Here is a 21415-nt window from a genome sequence, read left to right on the forward strand (position 1 = left end):
TCGGGTCCGCTCCGGTGCTCACAACACAAAGCGGATGCCGTCGGTCGGGGCGACCGCGGCATCCGCTCGAAAAAAAATGGGCTAGTTGACCGGTCCGGTGTACTTCTCGCCGGGGCCCTCGCCGATGGCGTCGGGAATGGCGGATGCCTCGCGGAACGCGAGTTGCAGGGAACGCAGTCCGTCACGCAGGCTGCGGGCATGCATATCGGCGATGTCGGGAGCCGCTGCCGTGACCAGCCCGGCGAGGGCCGTGATGAGTTTGCGGGCTTCGTCGAGGTCGATCTGGGCGTCGGGGTCTTCGGCCAGTCCGCACTTCACGGCGGCCGCGCTCATCAGGTGCACCGCGGCCGTGGTGATGATCTCCACAGCGGCCACATCGGCGATATCGCGTGTGGCTTGTGCTGCATCCTGCTCAAAACTCGTATCGTGCTCAAAACTTTGGCTCACTGCATTCCTCTGCTAGGCTAATCTTTGGTTCCGGGACAATAGTCTCGGTACGAAAGTGGAGAATCTCCCACCCGCGCATACCGCTTCGTCAAGGTTACCGGGTAGATTGCACTCCGCCGTCGCGTTATCACCTCCTCCGGGAAGGTGGCAGGGCGAGGGTAGACAGGGTGTCGTGTGGAACACGTCAACGAAAAAGTTGGTGTGGAAAACGCGTGATTTTCCTCTCTTCGTCCCCGGTCAGCATCCGCTGGCTGGTTGTGATCACGAAGTTAACCAAGAGGAGAGACGCATCAGCGATCCCCGTACAAATGACCGTATACGCGTCCCCGAAGTTCGTCTCGTTGGTCCCAACGGCGAGCAGGTCGGGGTCGTGGCGATTGATGTTGCCCTGCGCCTGGCACAGGATGCCGACCTCGACCTCGTCGAAGTTGCACCCGAAGCCAAGCCGCCCGTGGCCAAGATCATGGACTACGGCAAGTTCAAGTACGAGGCTGCGCAGAAGGCCAAGGAGGCCAGGCGCAACCAGGCGAACACGATCCTCAAGGAGGTTCGTTTCCGTCTCAAGATTGATACGCACGACTACGAGACCAAGCGCAAACGCGCCGAGGGCTTCCTGAAGAGCGGTGACAAGGTCAAGGCCATGATTCTTTTTCGTGGCCGCGAACAGTCCCGTCCCGATCAGGGCGTACGACTGCTCCAAAAATTTGCCGAGGATGTCGCCGAGTACGGTTCCGTGGAATCTACTCCGATGATCGACGGTCGAAACATGGTCATGGTGATTGGCCCGTTGAAGAACAAGTCAGAAGCCAAGGCTGAGATCAACGCCCACAAGTCTGCCGAGAAGGCAGACAAGGTAGCCGATAAGGCAGACAAGGTTGCCGACAAGGCAGCGAAACAGGAGGAACCAGATGCCTAAGATGAAGACCCACTCCGGAACCAAGAAGCGTTTCAAGGTCACCGGCAGCGGAAAGATCATGAAGCAGCAGGCCGGACTTCGACACAACCTCGAGGTCAAGAGCACGCAGCGCAAGTCCCGTTTGAACCAGGACCAGGTGCTGGCCAAGTCAGACCAGAAGGTCATCAAGAAGCTTCTCGGTCTGTAAATTCCAACACCGGAAACCAGGCCTCGTAAATACGAATAAGGATTTGTAGAAAATGGCAAGAGTAAAGAGGGCCGTAAACGCCCACAAGAGTCGCCGCGTTATTCTCGAACGCGCCAAGGGCTACCGCGGTCAGCGTTCACGCCTGGTCACCAAGGCGAAGGAGCAGCTCACTCACTCCTTCACCTATAGCTACCGTGACCGTCGCGCACGCAAGGGCGATTTCCGTCGCCTGTGGATTCAGCGGATCAACGCTGCGTCGCGCGCGAATGGCCTCACCTACAACCGTCTGATCCAGGGCCTCGGCCTGGCTGGCATCGAGGTTGACCGTCGTATCCTCGCCGACCTGGCCGTCAACGAGGCAGCGACGTTCGCCGCCCTCGTTGAGAGCGCCAAGGCTGCTCTTCCTGCCGACACCTCGGCACCGAAGGTCTCCGTCACGGCGTAATGCGTCAACCGAACCGTTCATCACTGGCTGCCTCCTGGGCGTGAATGTCGTGAACGGCTCAAAACAAGGAGCGGGTGACCTGGTCACCCGCTCCTTTTTTGTACGCATTCGCTGTGCACCTAAACTGGGGTACATGCTTGATAATTCACGTTCACCGCGCGTCCGTGCCGTCGCAAAACTTGCTAAGCGCGACGCGCGCCTCGAGTCCGGTCTGTTTCTGCTCGAAGGCCCACAGGCCGTTTCCGAAGCCCTCACCTTTCGTCCAGAGCTGGTCGTGGAGTTGTTTGCCACACCGACCGCGCTCGATCGTTACTCCGACCTCGCCCAGAAAGCGGTCGACGCCCAGGTTGAGGTGGAGTTCGTCTCTGAAGAGGTGCTCGAGGCCATGGCCGACACGGTCACCCCGCAGGGCTTCGTGGCCGTCTGCCACCAGTTCCCCACCTCGGTGAAGAAGATCTTCAACGCCGAACCCAAACTCGTCGCCATCCTTGAAGAGGTACGCGACCCGGGAAACGCAGGAACCATCATTCGCGCAGCGGATGCCGCCGGCGCCGACGCCGTCATCCTCACCGGTCGCAGCGTCGACCTGTACAACCCCAAGGTCATCCGTTCCTCGACCGGCTCCATCTTTCACCTGCCCGTCGCCATCGCGGCCGACCTTTCCGACGTGCTCGACCGTGCCCGCGCCGCCGGCCTGCAGCTGTTCGCCGCCGACATTAAAGGCTCCGACTTGCTCACCGCCCGCAACGAGGGGCTGCTCGCAGCTCCGACCGTGTGGCTGTTCGGCAACGAAGCTCGCGGCCTGACCGACGAAGACCTCGCTCGGGTCGACCGCAGTGTCAGCGTGCCGATCTACGGCGAAGCCGAGTCGATGAACCTGGCGACCGCGGCATCCGTTTGCCTGTATGAAAGTGCATTCGCCCAGCGCGCCTGAGCATCACTTCCGCACCAGGGCAAAAGCCTCAGCGAGCAAGGCGTACGAAGCTTCTCGATCGGCATACCCGGCAATCGGGCTGTTGACCATGATCTCGTCGATACCGTGGAGGCGGGCCAGATCTTCAAGCTGACGTCTCACGTCCTGTGGTGTTCCCGAAATAATCGATGACTGGTTGGCAGCGCGGCGGGTCGTTTCGTGCCCGCTCCAGCGGTGCGCCAAGGACACGTTCATGGCGGGGAACGGGCTGTCATCACCCAGGTCTTTGCGTGACCGCCACAGCAGGGCGATCTCCCGCAACCCGGACACGACGCTGGAGTGCTCCGCTGTGATGACTCGTACGGCAAGAAGAGGCTCGGGCTCAAGGCGATGGACGGTGGGAAGAAAACTGTCTCGATAGGCGTGCAGGGCAGCCTGTGCGGATTCCTGATTCAAGAAGTGGGCGTGCGCGTAGCCGCTTCCGATCGCTCCGGCGACCGGGGCAGTGCTGCGGCCGGCACCCAGCATCCAGAGTCGAAGATCCGTGCGTTCCGGATCATCGGGCAGGAGACCCAGCCTCTCGTGCAACTCAACAACCTTCGCGGGGTATGAACCGTCGCGGTCGCCGGCCCGCCCGATCCCCAGATCGACTCGCCCTGGGTGCAAGGCAGCCAGAATATTGAACGTCTCGGCCACCTTCGCCGGAGTGTACCGAGCGAGCAGCACCCCGCCGGTACCGATCCGGATCCCGCTCGTGTTTTCGAGGAGCGCGAGCGCTAAAATCTCCGGTGCAGTGCCGGCGAAACTGGGGGAGTCGTGATGCTCGGCCACCCAGAAACGCTCATAACCGAGCTCGGCCGCCACCGTCCCCAGCCGCACCGTGTCGCGGATTGCCGCAGCAGCGGTCGTGCCTTCGGCGATCGGCGACTGGTCAAGAATCGACAGCCTCACCACGGCGAAACTGCTTCAGCAGGTCCGGTTGCCGGCACGATGCGGAAATCCGCGAGGAAGACCAGGTTGTGCAGTTCGGCGGCCGCTATCGCGCGTAACGTCGGCAGCTCGCCCGCAGCCTGCAGGGGGGTGAAGACGTTGAGAGGCCAGTCGCGCACCGTCCCTCCGCGGAGATGTGGATGGTGAAAGTTGCGGCCGAAGTAGGCCGTCAGAGTGATCGGAGGGATCTCTGCGGCTACCTGACGGGGCCACGACAGCGTCCACGAGCAGCCGAGCCCGCCGTCCTGCGTTCGGGCCACACCGGTGCTGTGGATCGTTCCAGTGTTCAGCAAGAGCGCCGCATTCAGTTCTGTCAGCGCTGAGCGGCAGGGCGAATCCATGAGCGTCGCTGTGGTCGCGAACAGAGCCTCCTTGTCGGCACGACTGTGCGCCTGACCGTGCGTGCCGTCGCGGAGATCGGCGAAGTGCCGGAGAAGGGCTGAAGCATTGTCTGTCACCGAGAGGTCAATCGGGTATGGGCTGGTCATCGTGGGGTCCTCATTCTGTTGTGGTCGTGTGTGGTGTCGAACCAGGTGTCCAGCACTGTGTTGATCCAGACGTGCACAGGATTGGGCCGCGGTCCTCGCTGAAACAGAAAGTCGCCGTGCTCCAGCGCCGGATCGGTGTGCAAAAGGGCAGGAACTCCGTCGCGCTGCAGGTTTGCGGCGTAGGATCGCACGTCGTCTGAGACAGGATCGAAGGTCCCCGTGATGAGGGCGGTGCGACAGAGTCCGGACAGGTCTGACCCGTTCAGCGGTGTCAGGTAGGACTCATCCATTCGGTCGGCGAGTGGCCCCCGGTAGCGAGCCCACGCTTGTTGAAGCTGGCGACGCTCCGGGAATCGTGCCGGCATGGCGAGGTAGGAAGGCGCTGTGCACTCTGGGTCCAAGGGTGGGTAGGCCAGTATTTGTCCCGCGAGGGGAATTCCGTGATCACGGCACCACAATGCAGCGCCAGCGGCAATCGTGCCTCCGGCGCTGTCCCCGCCAATCACCAGCTGGCTCGCGGGGTCTGTCAGATGCGCGGACGCCCACCGCACCACCCTGAGTAGGTCATTCAGGGCGGTGGGGTGCGTCCACCGCGGAGCCAGCCGATAGCCGACATTGACGATACGAAGGCCGCACAGGGAGGTCAGGGCCAGGCATGCCGCGTGCCAGTCCTCAAGGGAACCGCGCGTCCAGCTTCCGCCGTGCGCCCATACCAGTGTGGCCAGGCCGGCTCGGGGACCGTCATAGATTCTGAGCGGGATGCGATACCCGTCTTCGGCCTGCACTTCCGACTCGGACCACCGCACGGATGCTGCTGTCATCGCGCCGAATCTCATAGGTCGATCCTGACAAGAACGGCGGGTCACCGCCTCTCCCTGCGCTGCCTATCACTGACAGGGTGTGGATACTGGGGAATACCACCACCCATACTGGGGGCGTTGTAACAGAGCTGTTGATCGGCGCAGGTGACCGCGTTGTTTCAGTTCTCTTCCCGGGCCGCTGAAGCGGCATCTTGTGTCCTAAAAGCCTCGCAGAGGCCAAACTGAGGGACCTAAGAAATGGAAAGAGCGAGACTCCTTAACTTCACCAGCGATCTTATTTCAGCCCGCGTGCTCGACGATCCGGCAGAAGTGCCGATCGTCGGAGCAGGCATCGTCGTGAACGTGGCACCCACCCGCGCGTTCACCTCCGGTTCCCAACGGAGCATCCTCCCCGCCCTCTCATCTACGATTCTTCGGCAGGGCACGGTCGCCGGCGAGAAACTCATCGTCCTGACCATAGAATCACCAGCCGTGCAGGAAGCTCAACTCGTACACCGTGGGTGGACGAACTTCTATGATTCCCAGTTTGGTTCTCCGGTCCTTCTGAAATCGCCGCAGGACCGGTTGGGGACGGTGGAGCTGAATTGCGCCGACATACTCGGCATCACTGACAACGCCATCGGGACGTCCCGCTTCGAGGTGCGAGCCAACCTCTGGTTCAGCCCGGCCGGCACTGACTGCGGCATTCACAATCGACACGACTTCATCGAGGTGCACACCCAGGTGCTCGGGCGCGGCCGAATGCAGAAATTCATGTCCGAAAACGAAGACACACTCTACGAAGATCAGTTGCTCAGCCCGGGGAATACCAACCCGACTCCGTTCTGCATCGGAGTCGGCGGAACCTTCCACTACCCCTGGCACCAATACCACGCCGACACCGACTGCGTGTGGCTTGCCGTCGAATACCACCGGATCTGAATTCGGAGTCCTCGTCATAGTGCGGGGCACCCTTGCGAAACCTGGCTCGACCTCTTGAGGAGCACCATGAAGACCATCGGATTAATTTTTGGAACCCGGCCCGAAGCCGTGAAATTCGCACCCATCATTAAAGCGTTGCAGGAAGACGCCCGATTCACGCCGATACTTATTTCAACCGGGCAGCATCGGGAGATGTTGGATTCGACGCTGGCCGAATTTGGTATCACCCCCGATCTCGACCTCCGGGTTATGCGCGACAAGCAGACCCTCAGCCAGGTCACCCACCGCATCCTCGAAGGCATCAGCGACGGCGATCACCTGGCCGGCATGGACGCGGTCATGGTTCACGGCGATACGGCATCCACTCTGGCTGGGGCGCTGGCCGCATTGCACCAACAGATTCCGATCATCCACGTCGAAGCCGGTCTCAGGAGCGGTAACAACCTATCTCCGTATCCGGAAGAGGTGAACCGAAAGCTCGTGGGTCAAATCGCCGCCCTGCACCTCGCACCGACGATGGGGAACAGCGCCAACCTCATTCGCGAGGGAATCCCAGAGAATCGGATCGTCGTGACCGGAAACACCATCGTGGATGCCCTTGAATGGGGGCTGCAGAACCTCGGTTCCTATGGAGACGCCGCGCTCGAGGACCTGGACGACGATCCGCGTCGCGTGATCGTCGCCACCTCACACCGACGGGAATCATTGGGTCAGCCGATGCGGGAAATCGCGGGCGCACTGTTCGATATCGCCCAGGATCCTGGGGTGCGGATTGTCGTGCCCCTGCACTTGAACCCCCTCGTGCGTTCGATCATGCTTCCCATCCTCTCCGGCCTCGACAACGTCACGATCGTGGATCCGCTCCCGTATCTGAGCTTCTGCCGATTGCTCGTTCGCAGCGACATCATCTTGTCGGACAGTTCGGGGGCTGAAGAAGAAGGCCCGGCCCTCGGCAAGCCGACGCTCGTGCTGCGCGACATCACCGAGCGACAGGAATCGATCCTGACGGGCAGTTCCCGACTCGTCAGCCGGTCCCGCCCGCACATCGTGGCACAGGTGCGGCACCTTCTCGACGACGAAGATGCGTATCGTGAGATGGCCGAGGCCATCAACCCGTACGGGGACGGATGCGCCACCCAACGCACCGTCGCCGCGGTGGCGCACTTCTTCGGCCGGGGACCGGCTGTAATGCCCTTTGTTCCCGGGGCCGAGCCGGTGAGAGTCGCAGCATGACGATGTCCGCGTACGGGTCTCGTATCCTCGAACCGCGTTTCGGTTCCGAGACGGTCACCGACTTCCTTCGCGACGGGTACTGGCTTGAGGCCGCTGATATCACGGGAACCGGTCGACCGGACCTGGTCGGCTACGGCCTCTCGCTCGGTGAGATCTATTGGTACCAGAACCCTGGGTGGCAGAAGCGCCTTGTTGTGGACAAGGTAAAAGAACCCGTGGGGATGGACCACGGCGACATTACCGGTAACGGTCTGGCCGATCTTGCCGTGTGCTACCAGCTCTACGGCCCCGGCGGAACGATCCACCACGCCGACCCGGAGGGCGGCAAGATCGATTGGTTGGAAAACCCGGGAAACGCAGCCGAAACGAGTGAGCAATGGATGCGCCACTATGTTGGTCGCGCCACGGGGATGCACCGCCTGCGCCTGGGTCACTTCACACGCAACGATGTGATGCAGATAATCGGCTTTCCGATCGTGGCCGTGGAGGGCGTGCATGCCGTGCTCCCCATCGTGCTCTTCACCCAACCAGCGGATGTCAGGTCTGCTGCGGAGTGGCCGATGGAGGTCGTCTCCAACCGGGACTTTCGAATGATCCATGGCGTTGCCCGAAAGGAAGGCCTGATTCCCGGGTCCGACCTTGATTCCATCCTGATGGCATCGGATGAGGGTGTGACCTGGCTCTACTACGACGCGGTTGCGGGGGAGTGGACCTGGGAGCACGTCGGTGGCGGCGAGGAATCACAGTTCGAGCAGACCACCTTCAAGGGCAGCGGGGATGTCGACGGGGGACGTCTCGGAACGAATGCTCTGGCGTACGTCGCCGCTGTCGAGCCATTCCACGGAAATACCGTGGCGGTGTATGCCCGCACGGCGCCCGAAAACAAGGTCCCGGGCGAGTGGAGGCGGCACGTGCTCGATATCTACGGTGACCCGAATGAGAACGGGGAGGGAACGGGCCACACGGTCATGTGTCGCGACTTCGATGGGGACGGTGACGATGAATTTCTGGTCGGGCTGCGCGGACCTGATCCGTGGCAGGGCGCGATGTATTACAAGGCGGTCGACGCAGCGCGGGGCTTGTTCCTGAAGTGGCGGGTATCGCGCGAATCGGTCGCTCGAATCGTGGCGGGCGATTTTAGCGGAAGTGGCGTGGACGACTTCGCCACCATCTCATACTCGGTCGCGCACTATTTTGTCGCACCGAAGGCGCAGATCACCCTGCACCAAAATTTGACCGTTCGAGCACCCGCGGCAGGAGAATTCCTGTGAAGCGCTCAATAGCTTCCCCGCTCAACCGTCGGTTGTTCCTCACCGGTTCAACCGGCACCCTTGCCGGAGCAGCCCTGGCGCTGTCACCTGGCTCGCTGTCCGCGGCCACGCCCGATACGCTGACCGGCTCGATTCCGTCATCGTCCGGCCCCAACACCCCCGACGGGTCCACTGTGCCTAAGGGGGACGGGCGGTACGCCGATCTGATGACCGGAAACAACCAGCGATTTGTGGCGAACCCTGACTACGTCAGACTCATCACCACAACGACGGATGCGGAATCAGCACTCCGAGATGCCGTCGCCCAGACGAAGAAGGTGTCGATCCGCAGCGGCGGGCATTGCTTTGCCGACTTCGTCTGCAACCCGGAGATTCAGGTCATCCTGGACCTCTCGCCGATGACCGCCGTGTACTACGACAAAGGCATGCGGGCTTTCGCCGTTGAGCCGGGCGCCCGCATCATGAACGTCTACGAGACCTTGTACAAGAACTGGGGAGTCACCATCCCCGGGGGCATCTGTTACAGCGTCGGAATTGGTGGGCACATCTCCGGCGGTGGGTATGGACTGTTGTCCCGCGCCCACGGACTCACCGTCGATCACCTGTATGCCGTGGAGGTGGTGACCGTCGCCGCCGATCGCACGGTAAAAACCGTTGTTGCGACCCGAGACGATGTCGGGGACAAACGCGACCTATGGTGGGCCCATACCGGCGGGGGTGGCGGCAATTTCGGACTCATCACGAAATATTGGTTTCGTTCACCGGGAGCCAGGGGTGCTTCTCCCCAGAAGCAGCTCATCCCGGCACCGTCGAAGGTTCTCGTCAGCGCCATCAGCCTGCCCTGGGACCAGCTGGACGAGCAGAAATTCAGCCGTTTGCTCACGAATTTCGGTGACTGGCACGAGAGGCATCGCGCGCCGGGAACACCAGAGGCGAATTTGAGCAGCCTGTTCAACGTCAGCCACAAGGCACACGGGAGTCTGGGAATGTTCACCCAGATCGACTCGGGCGCGCCCCAGGCGCGCGCTGTACTCGAGGAATACCTGGCGGCCATCCTCGCTGGCGTCGCAATCACCCCACAACCGGTCACGACGGCGAACGGGGAGATTCCGGCTGTTCCGGACTTTTTCACTCCCCAGGAGATCCCCTGGTTGCAGGCCACCCGACTCGTGGGAACAGACAACCCCACCATCACGAATCCCACCAGCCGGGGGGCGCACAAGTCGGCCTACATGAATAAGCGGTTTTCGAATGAGCAGCTCCGCGTGCTCTACCAGCAGATGACGAAGCCCGGCTTCACCAACCCCAACACCATGATGGTGCTGTTCTCCTTCGGTGGGCAGGTGAATGCCGTCGAACAACACGCCACGGCAAACGCGCAGCGCAACTCATCGTTCAAGCTCTGCCTGCAGACGTTTTGGTCCGACCAGGCCGAAGACGCTTACTATCTCGGGTGGGAGCGAGACACCTACGAGGGCATGTTCGCAGCCACCGGTGGAGTCCCTGTTCCCGGTGATGACACGGACGGCTGCTACATCAACTATCCCGACACGGACGTTGCCATGGCGGAGCACAATCGTTCCGGCGTTGGTTGGCAACAGCTGTACTTCAAGGACAACTATCCCCGCCTCCAGCAAGCCAAACTGGAGTGGGATCCGACCGGCTTCTTCGGCCACCGGCTCGGAATCGAACTGCCAGCAGCATCCGCTGAAGACCGAGCGGCGGCTCGGCGATGAGCGCGAACCTCCAGCCGGTGCCCCATGCAGTCCGGAGCAAGCTCTCGTCGCTCACCGGGCTGCGCTTTTTTGCAGCGCTCCTGGTGTTCTGCTTCCACATCACCCTGTCGAACTCGCCCATCCCACCGAACAACGCCATCAACCCGTTCGAGGACCAGGAGCTCGGGGACACCCTCGAGTCCATCTTCAGCAAGGCGGGCTACGCGGGAGTTTCGTTCTTCTTCGTGCTTAGCGGCTTCCTGCTCGCGTGGGCGTCGAGACCGGGGGAACCGTTCGTGCGCTTCTGGCGTCGTCGACTCCTCAAGATCTTTCCCAACCACATCGTGATGTGGGTACTGGCGATGGTGTTGTTCGCCGCGGCCTTGACGACACCGCTAGGGGCGATATCGAATCTCTTCCTGCTGAACTCGTACTCGCCCGATGGATCGGTCTATGTGGCAGTCAACCCGCCGTCCTGGACCCTGTGCAGTGAGCTGCTCTTTTATCTGCTGTTCCCGCTCATCATCAACCTTCTGCGGCGAATTCCGCCCAGGCACCTCTGGGCGTGGGCGGGAGTCATGGTGCTGTGCATGGCCGGGGTGCAGCTCGTCACGCTCTACCTCATTCCCGCGACGCCGGTCTCGGCCCTGACACCCATTTCGGTCACCCAGTTCTGGTTCGGCTATATCTTTCCGCCCCCGCGTCTGTTCGAGTTCATTTTCGGCTCGATCCTGGCCCTGATCGTGCTGTCGGGGCGGTGGATTCCCCTCAAGATGTACCAGGCTCTCCTGCTCTGCCTCGTGGGCTACGGCGTCGCCCAAGTTGTGCCGTTTGTGTACTCGTTCACGCTGGCCATGATTATTCCTATCGGAGCCCTGATCTGCACCAGTGCTGCCGCCGACTTGAGAGGCGGGAACGCCTTCCTGGCCAGCCGAGTCATGCAGTGGCTGGGCAATACCTCGTTCGGCTTCTATCTGTGCCAGGGCGTCGTGATCTTCTTCGGGCGAATTCTGCTCGGGAACGAGACCTATTCCACCCCGATTGCCCTGCTCGTGGTGGTTGGTTTCTTCGGCGCGACCCTGCTCGGAGGATGGGGGCTGTATGCCCTGGTCGAAAAGCCGGCGATGGACCGCTGGGCCAGACCTCGTCGGGTGCCGGTCGCGGCGCCGGTACCGGTTCTGACCGAGTAGGTCTGCACCGGCCTCAGGGTGGTTTCCGACCTGGACGGAAACCCCCTCTGCGGCCGAGAGTCAGGCCGCCGTGGCCTGCAAAAGCTGCAACGCCGCCGCGCTTGGAGAATCCGGCTCGGCGGTGTACATCAATATTCGGTGGCCCGATTCATCCGGTGAGGTGAGCACCTCGAAGTCCAATTCCATCGAACCGACGGAAGGATGCTGGAAGTACTTCAGACCCGACATGCAATTTTCAACCGGATGCTTCGCCCACAGTTTCGCAAATTCCGGACTTTTTACGGTCAGCTCGCCGACGAGCGAAATCAAGTCCAGGTCGTCGTCGAAACGTCCAGCCAACAGGCGCAGTGACGAGACCGCTCGTGTCGCTTCCTCGCACCAGCTTGCATATAACTCGCGCGTGTGGGCATCGAGAAACAGCATCCGCGTCATATTGGGCCGGTCGGCGGGGCAGTGCGGACTCTCGAAGTCCAGGTGCGACCCGACGAGTTTATGGCCGAGCGAATTCCACGCCAGAACCTCACTGCGGCGGCCCAACACAACGGCCGGCATGCTCGACATCGATTCGATCAGGCGAAGGGTTCCGGGCCTGGCCTTGTCTGGTTTCGCGCCACTGCGACGTTTTGTTCTCGTCGGCTTGGCGAGATCCATCAGATGCGAGCGCTCGGCCTCATTCAGCCGGAGCGCCCTGGTGATGGCTTCAAGCACCGATTCCGAGGCATTGCTGCTCAGGCCCTGCTCGAGACGCGTGTAGTAGGTAATGCTCACTCCGGCGAGCATCGCCAGTTCCTCCCGGCGCAGTCCGGGAACGCGCCGGACGCCGTAATTCCGAAGCCCGACGTCCTCCGGCTGTAACCCGGAACGTCGGATCCGGAGAAATTCACCAAGTTCTGTGGGGCCAGTCATATTTTCAGTCTGTCCTACCCGAGCGAGGACTACCTACCCTTGCCAGGGATACGCACGACGCGGTGTGGTTGTTTCCGGCCGGAGTGCACAGGCTGGAGGCAGGAAAAAGACAACCGCCACTGGCAACCGGAAGGTGCACCCCATGACACAAACGAACGGCGTCCGCGAGACGACGAACGCAACACCGCCACCCACTGTGGCGGGCGCGGCGACGTCATCCACGAGCATGACCGGCAAGCAAAGGCTGATCCTCGTGCTGCTCCTGACGGCGAGTTTCACCCTCGCTGTCGACTTCTCTATTCTCAACGTGGCATTGCCGGCGATCGGCGATGAGATCGGCTTCGGCCTGGACACCCTGCAGTGGGTGGCTACATCATTCGCCCTCTGCGCGGCCGGGTTCACGCTGCTCTTCGGCCGCGTCGGGGACCTCGTCGGTCGCCGGCGTCTCTTCGTTCTGGGCATGGCGGTGCTCGGCGTCGGGTCGCTCATCGGGGGATTGGCAACGTCTCCTGCCCTGCTGCTCATCGCGCGCGCTCTGCAGGGGTTGGCAACGGCCGCCGTGGTTCCGGCGGCACTGTCACTGTTGACGACAACTTTTCCCGAGGGAAAGTTGCGGGAGAAGGCCCTCGGGCTCAACGGAGCCCTGATGGCCGCAGGCTTCACCACCGGCGCGATTCTTGGCGGTGTGCTGACCGACCTGCTCTCCTGGCGGTGGGCGTTCTTCATCAACGTTCCCATCGCGTTCGCCGTCGTTGTGCTGGCGCCGATGGTTGTGGCCGAATCGCGACCGGCTAACCGATCGAAAATGGACCTGCCCGGGGCGATCACCGTGACGGCGGGGCTCCTGGCCATTGTCTACGGACTGTCCTCAGCGGCGCAGACATCGTGGACGGACCCGGTCACCGTGGGGTCGCTCGGAGCGGGCGTGCTACTTCTGGTGCTCTTCTGGGCGGTGGAACGCAAGGCGGAGCATCCGCTCGTACCGTTTGCCGTTCTTCGCCGCAGCACCATCGCCTGGGGCAACATTGCCGGCATGCTCGCCTTCGTCACCGAGACGTCACTGGTGTTTCTACTCACGTTGTACCTGCAGAAGACGCTCGGCTACTCGCCCCTGATGGCTGGACTCTCGTTCGCTGTGCTCGGGATCGGGACCGTGCTCGGCGGAATCGTTGGCCCCCGCATCATCGGTCGCTGGGGCACGAAGACGTCGATCGTCTGGGGCTTTGTCGTGCAGGCAGCAGCGACTGGATCCCTGCTGTTGCTCAGTACGAACGGAAGTTCCATTGTGCTGCTGCTCATCGCTACCTTTGTGGGTGGCGTGGCCAACCTGGTCGTCATCGTCGGGTTCATGGTCACCGCGACCTCGGGACTGCCCGATCGAGAGCAGGGCCTGGCCACCGGCCTGGCCACCATGAGCCAGCAAGTGGGCATCACCCTGGGTATTCCGATCATGAGTGCGATCGTTGCAGCCCGGGTGAACCAACTCGGTGTCGAGACGTCCGAAACCGTGCTCAGCGGGGTGTCCGATGCCATTGTCGTCAACACGGCGTTGTGCCTCGTCACGGCTCTCGCGGTCGCGCTCTTTCTGCGACTGCCGAACCGACCGAAGGGCTGAGACGGGCACGGCCGATGACCGCAGGCTCGCCTGCTGCATAGCACAAACGACGGATGCCCGGACTGTTACAAATGCGTTACTGTCCGGGCATTTGGCATGCCTAGACCCGCGTTCTGACCTAGGTTAGGGGGTATGGAGCCATCAGATTCGTCCCCGGCTACGTCGAACATCACCGTTCGCCGGGGGGAACCGCTAGTCGTCGTCAAAGACATCAACAAGCACTACGGGGAACTGCACGTTCTCAAGAACATCAACGCCGTGGTCAACCGCGGCGAGGTGGTAGTGGTCATCGGACCGAGTGGGTCGGGTAAGTCGACCCTCTGCCGGGCCATCAACCGCCTCGAGACCATCGATGACGGCGTCATCACGATCGATGGCGTCAAGTTGCCCGAAGAGGGCAAAGAGCTGGCCCACCTGCGTGCGGATGTCGGCATGGTTTTTCAGGCGTTCAACCTGTTCGCGCACAAAACCGTGCTCGACAACGTCACCCTCGGACCGATCAAGGTGCGCGGCCTGTCGAAGGCGGACGCCGAGAAGAAGGGTCTCGCCCTGCTGGAACGCGTCGGCGTGGCCAACCAGGCGCACAAAATGCCCTCCCAGCTGTCCGGCGGCCAGCAGCAGCGCGTGGCCATTGCCCGAGCGCTCGCCATGGAGCCGAAACTGATTCTGCTCGATGAGCCGACCAGCGCCCTCGACCCCGAAATGATCAACGAGGTGCTCGAGGTCATGGTCGACCTCGCCAACGAGGGCATGACCATGATCGTGGTCACCCATGAGATGGGATTCGCCCGAAAGGCCGCGGACCGCGTCATTTTCATGGCTGACGGCGAAATCGTGGAGGAGACCTCGCCGGAGGAATTCTTCACGAACCCGCAGAGCACCCGCGCCCAGGACTTCCTCTCCAAGATTCTCGACCACTAGCCCGGTGCCAGCTCACGATCTGAGCTGTTGCACCGGCCACAGGGTCGCCGCAATCCACCCTGACAGCTCCCTTCCCAACGAGAAAAGGAAATCACAATGCGTAAGAAACTCAGTCTCCTGGCCACAGCAGCCACGGCGGCACTGCTTCTCGCCGGATGCTCCGGCGGAGACACCGCGGGCACCGGAACATCGGACGCTCCCGCTGCGACAGGCCCTTTCGCGGTTGCCAGCGACGTGTCCTTGACCGGCAGCCCCACCTACGACGCGATGAAGTCCGCCGACAAGGTCGTCATCGGTGTCAAGGAAGACCAGCCCGGCCTCGGCTTCCTCGACGCGACGACCGGAGAACGCAGCGGCTTCGACATTGAGATCGCCGAGTGGGTTGCCGCATCGCTCGGTTTCGCCAAGGACAAGATCGAGTACAAGGCCATCCCGAGCGCGAACCGCGAGTCCGCCATCGTGAACGGTGACATCGATTACTACGTCGGAACCTACTCGATCACCGACAAGCGCAAGGAACAGATCGACTTCGCCGGACCGTATTTCATCACCGGCCAGGGCCTTCTGGTGGCCGCCGACGACGACTCGATCAAGAGCGAGAATGACCTGGCCGGCAAGACGGTCTGTTCCGCGACGGGCTCGACGCCGCTGCAGAACATCGTCGCGAACTTCCCCGACACGAAAACCAACTCCTTCGACACCTACTCGCAGTGTGTTGAAGCGCTCAAGGACGGCCAGACCGACGCGGTCACGACCGACCAGGCGATTCTGCTCGGCTATGCCTCGCAAGACCCCGACAACCTCAAGGTCGTCGGTGAGCCCTTCTCGGTAGAGAACTACGGCGTTGGCCTGCCGAAGGGTGACGACGCCCTGCGCGGCTTCATCAACGACATGTTCACCAATGGCAATGACAGTTGGCAGGCCATCTACGACGAGACCCTGGGTCAGTCGGGCACGGTCGTCGAGCAGCCCAAGGTTGACGCGTACTAAGAAATCCGCTCACGGTTGGTGGCGTCGAGACCGTCGCCACCAACCAGCACTAATGCTTGTCACCATCTAGAACGAAAGGAGAGGTTCGGCCCATGGACACACTGCTCAATAACCTCGACGTCTTCGTCGACGGGTTCGCTTTGACGCTGCAGGTGTTCCTCTGGGCCGCCCTCTTCGCCCTGATTCTCGGAACCATCGTCGGCGCCATGCGCGTTTCCCCCGTCGCCCCCATGCGGTGGGTCGGCACCGGCTACGTCAACCTCGTGCGCAACACCCCGCTGACCCTGATCATGTTTTTCTTCGCCTTCGGGTACCCCAAACTTGATCTTCCTACCGTCAGTTACACCACCCTGGCCATCTTCGCCCTGGGCCTGTACACCGCCACCTATGTTGCCGAGACGCTGCGCGCCGGCATCAACACCGTTCCGCTCGGCCAAGCGGAAGCCGCACGGGCCATCGGACTCACCTTCGGCCAGAGCATGTCGCATATTCTGCTGCCGCAGGCATTTCGCGCCGTGATTCCGCCCATGATGAGCGTCTTCATCGCCCTGCTCAAGAACACCACGGTCGCGGCTGGATTCTCCGTCGCCGAGGCCGGCTACATTCGCGCGAACCTCTCGGAGCGCGGTGAACCCGCCATCGTGGTGCTGCTCTGGGTCGCGTTGATCTTCATTCTGCTCGTGGCCGTTTTGTCGTTCGTTCAGCGGGTGCTGGAAAACCGTTTGAAGGTGCTCCGATGAGTAACGTGCTGTTTGACGCTCCCGGCCCCCGCGCACGCGTGCGCCACCGCTACATCGGGGTCTTGACCCTGATCGTTGTGCTCGGCATCTTCGGTTTCATCGTTTACCGCTTCATTGAGACCGACCAGTTCACCGCGCAAAAGTGGAACATCTTTACCCTTCCGTACGCGCAGGGCAAAATTGTAGAAGCCACGGTGGCCACGCTGAAGGCCTTCGGTCTCGCTGCCGTGCTCAGCCTGACGCTCGGCCTGCTCCTTTTGGTCGGCCGGGTATCGAAGCATAAATGGATCAGCGCGCCCACGTACGTTTTCGTTGAATTGTTCCGAGCTGTTCCGCTGCTGATCCTCATCATGATCATGTACTACGGCCTTCCGCCGCTCGGCTACACGTTCGTCACACCGTTTATCGCTGTCGTCACTGGGCTCACGCTCTACAACGGCTCCGTGCTGTCTGAGGTCTTTCGGGCCGGCATCGAATCGCTGCCCAAGGGTCAGGCCGAGGCTGCCTACGCGATCGGCATGACCAAGACCCAGGTCATGCGCATGATTCTGCTGCCGCAGGCCCTGCGTGCCATGGCGCCGGTTATCGTGTCGCAGCTCGTTGTCGTGCTCAAGGACACCGCCCTCGGCTTCATTGTCACCTACCAGGAGCTGTTGTACCTGGCCAAGATGTACGGCACCCAGTCGCAGATCGGGTCGCCCATCATTCCATCGACCATCGTGGTCGCGGCCATTTACATCTCGCTCTGTCTGCTCCTTGCCGGCCTCGCCAAGTTCATCGAGGTGCGTACCAAGCGTGGTCCCGCAAAGAACATCAAGGCACAGGAACTGGTCAACGAGGCCGCTTAGCTCTCCGGTCGCGCGGCGCGCGGATGCCCGCCCCGGCGCCGCCTCGGGCGGGCCCGCGCGCAGTACGCACTAAACTTGGGCCTTGTGTCTGTTCCCAGCGTTCCCCCAGAGCCCACCACACCAGTAGATCCACCAGCATCTGAACCAGCTGCGCCGTTGATCTCCAACGCCGCCGTCAACGCCGCGGTTGACGCCGCACTGGCCGCCATCGCCGAAGCCGTTACGACCGCCGCGCTCAAGCTCGTACGCAGCGAGCACGCAGGGGAGTCCTCTCCGCTGTCGAAGCTCAATGCCCTCATGCGCAGCGTGCCCGGCAACCAGAAAGCCGCTGCCGGCAAGCTCGTCGGCCAGGCCCGCGGCGCCGTCACCAAAGCGCTGACCGCTCGCGAAGACGAGATCGGCACGGCGGAAGCAGCCGCCCGGCTCCTGGCTGAAACGGTGGACGTGACCGCAGCAGCATCCGCTTGGAAAGCCGGGGCGCGGCATCCCACGTCGCTCCTCATGGAACGGGCCGCCGACGTGTTCGTGGCCATGGGCTGGGAAGTCGCCGAAGGGCCGGAGCTCGAGAGCGAATGGTTCAACTTCGACGGCCTCAACTTCGATGAGGACCACCCGGCCCGCGCCATGCAGGACACTTTCTTCGTCGAACCGACGGATGCCCACCTCGTTTTGCGCACGCAGACCTCGCCGGTGCAGCTGCGCGCGTTGCTCAGCCGCGAACTGCCCGTCTACGTGGTCGCGCCCGGACGCGTGTTTCGCACCGACGAGCTCGACGCCACCCACACGCCGGTGTTCCACCAGATCGAGGGCATCGCCATCGACAAGGGCCTCACCATGGCCAACCTGCGCGGCACGCTCGACCACTTCGTGCAGGCCTTGTTCGGCCCGGAGGCCAAGGTGCGGCTGCGCCCCAACTATTTCCCCTTCACCGAACCGAGCGCGGAGCTCGACGTCTGGCACCCCACCTTCAAGGACGGCGCACGCTGGATCGAGTGGGGCGGCTGCGGCATGGTGCACGCCAACGTGCTGCGCTCGGCTGGGATCGACCCCGAGGTGTACTCCGGGTTTGCGTTCGGCGTGGGTGTAGAACGAGCTGTGATGTTTAGAAATGACGTAAAGGACATGCACGACATGGTCGAGGGCGATATCCGGTTCAGCCAGCAGTTCGGAATGAACCTCTAATGCGCGTACCACTGAGCTGGCTCGGCGAATACGTCGACCTCGCGCCCGGCACCACGCCGGAAGACGTCCATGCTGCCCTCGTGAGCGTCGGCCTCGAAGAGGAAGATATTCACCGAATCGCGGTCTCCGGCCCGATCGTGGTCGGCGAAGTACTCGAATTCGTCGGCGAAGAGCAGACCAACGGCAAGACCATCAACTGGTGCCAGGTGCGGGTTGCCCCCGACGGTGAACTCGCCGCTGACGGCGGCCCAGCCGTGCACGGCATCATCTGTGGCGCCCACAACTTCGCCGTCGGCGACAAGGTCGTCGTGACCCTGCCCGGCGCCTCGCTGCCCGGCCCATTTCCGATCGCGGCCCGCAAGACCTACGGCCACGTCTCCGACGGCATGATCGCGTCGGCCCGTGAACTCGGCCTCGGCGACGAGCACGACGGCATTCTGCTGCTGAAGAACCTCGGCATCGACGCCCCGGTGGGAACGGATGCTATTCCCCTGCTCGGCCTGGATGACAGCGCCGTCGAAATCAACGTCACCCCCGACCGCGGCTACGCTTTCTCCATTCGCGGCGTCGCCCGCGAATACTCGCACGCCACCGGCGTGGCGTTTCGCGACCCTGCCCTCGCTCTCACCGTCGTGGCCCCGGTCACCCGCTTCCCGGTCACCATCGACGATCAGGCTCCGATTCGGGACCGGATCGGCTCTACCGTCTTCGTGACCCGCGTTGTGCGCGGCGTCGACCCGACCCGGCCGACTCCGGCCTGGATGATCGCCCGGCTGGGGCTGGTCGGCATCCGTTCCATTTCCCTCGTGGTCGACGTGACCAACTACGTGATGTTCGAGCTCGGCCAGCCGCTGCACGGCTACGACCTCGACAAGTTGGCCGGCGGCATCATCGTGCGTCGCGCGACCGCCGGTGAGAAATTTACAACGCTCGACGCAGTCAGCCGCACGCTCAACGTCGAAGATCTGCTGATCACCGACGAATCCGGGCCGATTGGCTTGGCCGGCGTGATGGGCGGGGCGAGCACCGAGATCACCTCGACGACCGTCAACGTACTCGTCGAGGCCGCCAACTTCGACCCGGTGTCGATCGCGCGCTCGGCCCGCCGTCACAAGCTGCCGAGCGAGGCGAGCAAACGGTTCGAACGCGGCGTCGACCCCCGCGTGGCCGCCGTTGCCGCCGCCCGCGTCGTACAGCTGCTCGTGGACCTCGCCGGGGGAGTCGCCGACGACCTCGGCTCGGTCTACGACGTGGCACCGGCCCCCGAGCCGATTCTGCTGCCGACCGGGTTCGTGTCCGGCCTCATCGGCCTTGCCTACACCGGTGACGAAGTACGCGATGCCCTCGTTCAGATCGGCACCTCGCTGGTCGAGGCCGATGGTGACCTGCAGGTCACCCCGCCGAGCTGGCGCCCCGACCTCACCGACAAGTGGACGCTCGCCGAGGAAGTCGCCCGCATCGTCGGCTACGACCGCATTCCCTCCGTGCTGCCCGTCGCGCCGCCCGGCCGCGGCCTGACTCGCACGCAGACACTGCGCCGCACGGTCGCGCAGACCCTCGCGGCCACCGGTCACACCGAGGTTTTGACCTATCCGTTCGTGTCGGAAGCGGCGAACAACCTGTTTGGCGTGGCCGTTGCGCCCGCCGCTGCTTCGGTTGTTACTGTGCCAGCTGGCGAAGCGGATGCTGACGCCGGCGTTACCGACGCGGGTGCGGCATCCGCTCTGGCGGGTTCGGTTTCGGTGCCCGTTTCGGTGCCGCAGATGAAGGTCGCCAACCCGCTTGACGGGGAGGCGCCGTTCCTGCGCACCACGATGCTGCCGGGCCTGCTGCAGATCGCACACCGCAACCGCTCGCGCGGCCTCGTGGATCTCGCCATCTACGAGCAGGGACTGGTTTTTCGGCCCGAACCCGGAGTGACCTATGGCACGCCCGTGCTTCCGGCTGGGGGAGAGCGCCCGAGCGCTGAGGTGGAGGCGGTCCTCTTCGCGGGAATCGTTCCGCAGCCGCTACTGGTCGGCTTCGTTCTCGTCGGCAACGACGTGCGGCACCAGCCGAACCAGCCCGCCGTTGCTGCCGGCTGGCAGTCGGCGCTGGCCGCCGTGCAGCAGGTGGCTCTGGCTACCGGGGTTCGCATCGAGGTGCGCCAGGGCCTGCACCCGGCGATGCACCCCGGCCGCACGGCCGAGCTGTTCGTGACCGTGCCCGGCGCTGCGACTGCCGCGGCTTCGACGGTGTCGGTCGGATTCGCCGGCGAGCTGCTTCCCACAGTCGCCGACGATTACGACCTGCCCGCAGTCGTCGCTGTCGCCGAGATCAACTTGGGACTCGTCTTCGGGCAGTCCGACGGGGATCTCACGGTCACGCCCATTGGCACGATGCCCGCCGCCACGCAGGACCTCTCGCTCGTCGTCGCGGCCTCCGTACCGGCTGCGGCCCTGCGCTCGGCCGTCGCCGAGGGGGCCGGTGGGCTGCTCGAGAGCATCGTGTTGGTCGACGACTACCGGGGTGCCGGTGTTGAACCCGGCCACAAGTCGCTCACCTTCGCGCTTCGTTTTCGCGGCGAGGAGCGCACGCTGACCGCCGCCGAGGCGAGCGCCGCCCGTCTGGCCGGCGTGGCCCTGGCCGCCGACCGGTTCGGGGCCACCCTGCGCGAATAGCGCTGGTGCCTGCGCG

Annotated in this window: 21 protein-coding genes; 16 read left to right on the forward strand and 5 right to left on the reverse strand. The window is 63.1% G+C overall.

All coding sequences use genetic code 11. The features are described from left to right. Positions 1–81: 81 nt before the first annotated feature. On the reverse strand, positions 82–447 hold the full coding sequence (locus tag BLS91_RS12350) for a DUF1844 domain-containing protein (RefSeq protein WP_092341053.1): 366 nt from the start codon (positions 445–447) through the stop codon (positions 82–84). 289 nt (positions 448–736) lie between these two features. Between BLS91_RS12350 and infC the strand changes: the two genes are divergently transcribed. From infC to BLS91_RS12370, 4 genes are all read left to right on the forward strand, one after another. After that, a complete protein-coding gene (gene infC, locus BLS91_RS12355; protein WP_134505294.1) occupies positions 737–1363 on the forward strand; it encodes a translation initiation factor IF-3 in 627 nt (208 codons plus the stop codon). Next, positions 1356–1550 carry a 50S ribosomal protein L35 gene (rpmI, locus tag BLS91_RS12360; RefSeq protein ID WP_092341054.1) on the forward strand — a complete coding sequence of 65 codons (195 nt, stop codon included), beginning with the start codon at positions 1356–1358 and terminating at the stop codon, positions 1548–1550. Before infC ends, rpmI begins: the two co-directional genes overlap by 8 nt. Before the next feature lie 52 nt (positions 1551–1602). Further along, positions 1603–1995 carry a 50S ribosomal protein L20 gene (gene rplT / locus BLS91_RS12365; RefSeq protein ID WP_092341055.1) on the forward strand — a complete coding sequence of 131 codons (393 nt, stop codon included), beginning with the start codon at positions 1603–1605 and terminating at the stop codon, positions 1993–1995. Between the two features lie 133 nt (positions 1996–2128). Continuing rightward, positions 2129–2929, forward strand: a complete 801-nt coding sequence (locus BLS91_RS12370; RefSeq protein ID WP_092341056.1) for a TrmH family RNA methyltransferase — start codon at positions 2129–2131, stop codon at positions 2927–2929. 3 nt (positions 2930–2932) lie between these two features. Here BLS91_RS12370 and BLS91_RS12375 read toward each other — a convergent pair whose 3' ends face one another. From BLS91_RS12375 to BLS91_RS12385, 3 genes are read right to left on the reverse strand one after another with little or no spacing between them, the layout of a single operon-like run. Then, positions 2933–3862, reverse strand: a complete 930-nt coding sequence (locus BLS91_RS12375; protein ID WP_092341057.1) for an LLM class flavin-dependent oxidoreductase — start codon at positions 3860–3862, stop codon at positions 2933–2935. Beyond that, positions 3856–4386, reverse strand: coding sequence for a hypothetical protein (locus BLS91_RS12380; RefSeq protein WP_092341058.1), 531 nt, complete (start codon positions 4384–4386; stop codon positions 3856–3858). Before BLS91_RS12380 ends, BLS91_RS12375 begins: the two co-directional genes overlap by 7 nt. After that, positions 4383–5222, reverse strand: coding sequence for an alpha/beta hydrolase fold domain-containing protein (locus BLS91_RS12385; protein ID WP_092341059.1), 840 nt, complete (start codon positions 5220–5222; stop codon positions 4383–4385). Before BLS91_RS12385 ends, BLS91_RS12380 begins: the two co-directional genes overlap by 4 nt. A gap of 222 nt (positions 5223–5444) precedes the next feature. Between BLS91_RS12385 and BLS91_RS12390 the strand changes: the two genes are divergently transcribed. The 5 genes from BLS91_RS12390 (at position 5445) to BLS91_RS12410 (ending at position 11537) form a co-directional block, all read left to right on the forward strand. Then, on the forward strand, positions 5445–6128 hold the full coding sequence (locus tag BLS91_RS12390) for a hypothetical protein (RefSeq protein WP_134505293.1): 684 nt from the start codon (positions 5445–5447) through the stop codon (positions 6126–6128). A 66-nt stretch (positions 6129–6194) separates the two neighbouring features. After that, entirely contained in the window at positions 6195–7361 is a 1167-nt protein-coding gene (wecB, locus tag BLS91_RS12395; protein ID WP_092341061.1) for a non-hydrolyzing UDP-N-acetylglucosamine 2-epimerase, read from the forward strand. After that, the gene (locus BLS91_RS12400; RefSeq protein ID WP_198412798.1) at positions 7358–8632 is read left to right on the forward strand and encodes a VCBS repeat-containing protein; all 1275 of its coding nucleotides are present in this window, start codon (positions 7358–7360) and stop codon (positions 8630–8632) included. Before wecB ends, BLS91_RS12400 begins: the two co-directional genes overlap by 4 nt. Then, positions 8629–10368, forward strand: coding sequence for an FAD-binding oxidoreductase (locus BLS91_RS12405; RefSeq protein ID WP_233206117.1), 1740 nt, complete (start codon positions 8629–8631; stop codon positions 10366–10368). The genes BLS91_RS12400 and BLS91_RS12405 overlap by 4 nt, the downstream gene beginning before the upstream one ends. Continuing rightward, complete coding sequence (locus BLS91_RS12410; RefSeq protein ID WP_092341063.1) at positions 10365–11537, forward strand: acyltransferase family protein; 1173 nt, start codon at positions 10365–10367, stop codon at positions 11535–11537. Before BLS91_RS12405 ends, BLS91_RS12410 begins: the two co-directional genes overlap by 4 nt. A 60-nt stretch (positions 11538–11597) precedes the next feature. Here the strand turns inward: BLS91_RS12410 and BLS91_RS12415 are convergent, their stop codons facing one another. Further along, complete coding sequence (locus BLS91_RS12415; protein ID WP_092341064.1) at positions 11598–12443, reverse strand: helix-turn-helix transcriptional regulator; 846 nt, start codon at positions 12441–12443, stop codon at positions 11598–11600. A gap of 142 nt (positions 12444–12585) precedes the next feature. Between BLS91_RS12415 and BLS91_RS12420 the strand changes: the two genes are divergently transcribed. The 7 genes from BLS91_RS12420 to pheT all read left to right on the forward strand — a co-directional run bounded on the left by BLS91_RS12420 (position 12586) and on the right by pheT (position 21399). Next, a complete protein-coding gene (locus BLS91_RS12420) occupies positions 12586–14058 on the forward strand; it encodes an MFS transporter (RefSeq protein ID WP_338061580.1) in 1473 nt (490 codons plus the stop codon). A gap of 132 nt (positions 14059–14190) precedes the next feature. Beyond that, positions 14191–14979 (forward strand): amino acid ABC transporter ATP-binding protein, encoded by a 789-nt coding sequence (locus tag BLS91_RS12425; RefSeq protein ID WP_092341066.1) that lies wholly within the window; start codon positions 14191–14193, stop codon positions 14977–14979. 96 nt (positions 14980–15075) lie between these two features. After that, on the forward strand, positions 15076–15969 hold the full coding sequence (locus BLS91_RS12430) for a glutamate ABC transporter substrate-binding protein (protein ID WP_092341067.1): 894 nt from the start codon (positions 15076–15078) through the stop codon (positions 15967–15969). Between the two features lie 92 nt (positions 15970–16061). Beyond that, a complete protein-coding gene (locus tag BLS91_RS12435; protein ID WP_092341068.1) occupies positions 16062–16709 on the forward strand; it encodes an amino acid ABC transporter permease in 648 nt (215 codons plus the stop codon). After that, positions 16706–17557 carry an amino acid ABC transporter permease gene (locus BLS91_RS12440; protein ID WP_092341069.1) on the forward strand — a complete coding sequence of 284 codons (852 nt, stop codon included), beginning with the start codon at positions 16706–16708 and terminating at the stop codon, positions 17555–17557. The genes BLS91_RS12435 and BLS91_RS12440 overlap by 4 nt, the downstream gene beginning before the upstream one ends. Positions 17558–17713: 156 nt before the next feature. Continuing rightward, complete coding sequence (gene pheS / locus BLS91_RS12445; protein WP_092341070.1) at positions 17714–18739, forward strand: phenylalanine--tRNA ligase subunit alpha; 1026 nt, start codon at positions 17714–17716, stop codon at positions 18737–18739. After that, positions 18739–21399, forward strand: coding sequence for a phenylalanine--tRNA ligase subunit beta (pheT, locus tag BLS91_RS12450; RefSeq protein ID WP_092341071.1), 2661 nt, complete (start codon positions 18739–18741; stop codon positions 21397–21399). The genes pheS and pheT overlap by 1 nt, the downstream gene beginning before the upstream one ends. The last annotated feature ends 16 nt before the right edge of the window (positions 21400–21415 follow it).

The organism is Cryobacterium flavum, from assembly GCF_900103805.1.
GTDB lineage: Bacteria > Actinomycetota > Actinomycetes > Actinomycetales > Microbacteriaceae > Cryobacterium > Cryobacterium flavum.

Bases quoted from the DNA above. Each gene is read 5' to 3' on its own strand.
- rpmI (WP_092341054.1), top strand. From the start codon at position 1,356: ATGCCTAAGATGAAGACCCACTCCGGAACCAAGAAGCGTTTCAAGGTC.
- rplT (WP_092341055.1), top strand. From the start codon at position 1,603: ATGGCAAGAGTAAAGAGGGCCGTAAACGCCCACAAGAGTCGCCGCGTT.
- BLS91_RS12370 (WP_092341056.1), top strand. From the start codon at position 2,129: ATGCTTGATAATTCACGTTCACCGCGCGTCCGTGCCGTCGCAAAACTT.
- BLS91_RS12380 (WP_092341058.1), bottom strand. From the start codon at position 4,386: ATGACCAGCCCATACCCGATTGACCTCTCGGTGACAGACAATGCTTCA.
- BLS91_RS12385 (WP_092341059.1), bottom strand. From the start codon at position 5,222: ATGAGATTCGGCGCGATGACAGCAGCATCCGTGCGGTGGTCCGAGTCG.
- BLS91_RS12390 (WP_134505293.1), top strand. From the start codon at position 5,445: ATGGAAAGAGCGAGACTCCTTAACTTCACCAGCGATCTTATTTCAGCC.
- wecB (WP_092341061.1), top strand. From the start codon at position 6,195: ATGAAGACCATCGGATTAATTTTTGGAACCCGGCCCGAAGCCGTGAAA.
- BLS91_RS12400 (WP_198412798.1), top strand. From the start codon at position 7,358: ATGACGATGTCCGCGTACGGGTCTCGTATCCTCGAACCGCGTTTCGGT.
- BLS91_RS12410 (WP_092341063.1), top strand. From the start codon at position 10,365: ATGAGCGCGAACCTCCAGCCGGTGCCCCATGCAGTCCGGAGCAAGCTC.
- BLS91_RS12415 (WP_092341064.1), bottom strand. From the start codon at position 12,443: ATGACTGGCCCCACAGAACTTGGTGAATTTCTCCGGATCCGACGTTCC.
- BLS91_RS12420 (WP_338061580.1), top strand. From the start codon at position 12,586: ATGACACAAACGAACGGCGTCCGCGAGACGACGAACGCAACACCGCCA.
- BLS91_RS12425 (WP_092341066.1), top strand. From the start codon at position 14,191: ATGGAGCCATCAGATTCGTCCCCGGCTACGTCGAACATCACCGTTCGC.
- BLS91_RS12430 (WP_092341067.1), top strand. From the start codon at position 15,076: ATGCGTAAGAAACTCAGTCTCCTGGCCACAGCAGCCACGGCGGCACTG.
- BLS91_RS12435 (WP_092341068.1), top strand. From the start codon at position 16,062: ATGGACACACTGCTCAATAACCTCGACGTCTTCGTCGACGGGTTCGCT.
- BLS91_RS12440 (WP_092341069.1), top strand. From the start codon at position 16,706: ATGAGTAACGTGCTGTTTGACGCTCCCGGCCCCCGCGCACGCGTGCGC.
- pheT (WP_092341071.1), top strand. From the start codon at position 18,739: ATGCGCGTACCACTGAGCTGGCTCGGCGAATACGTCGACCTCGCGCCC.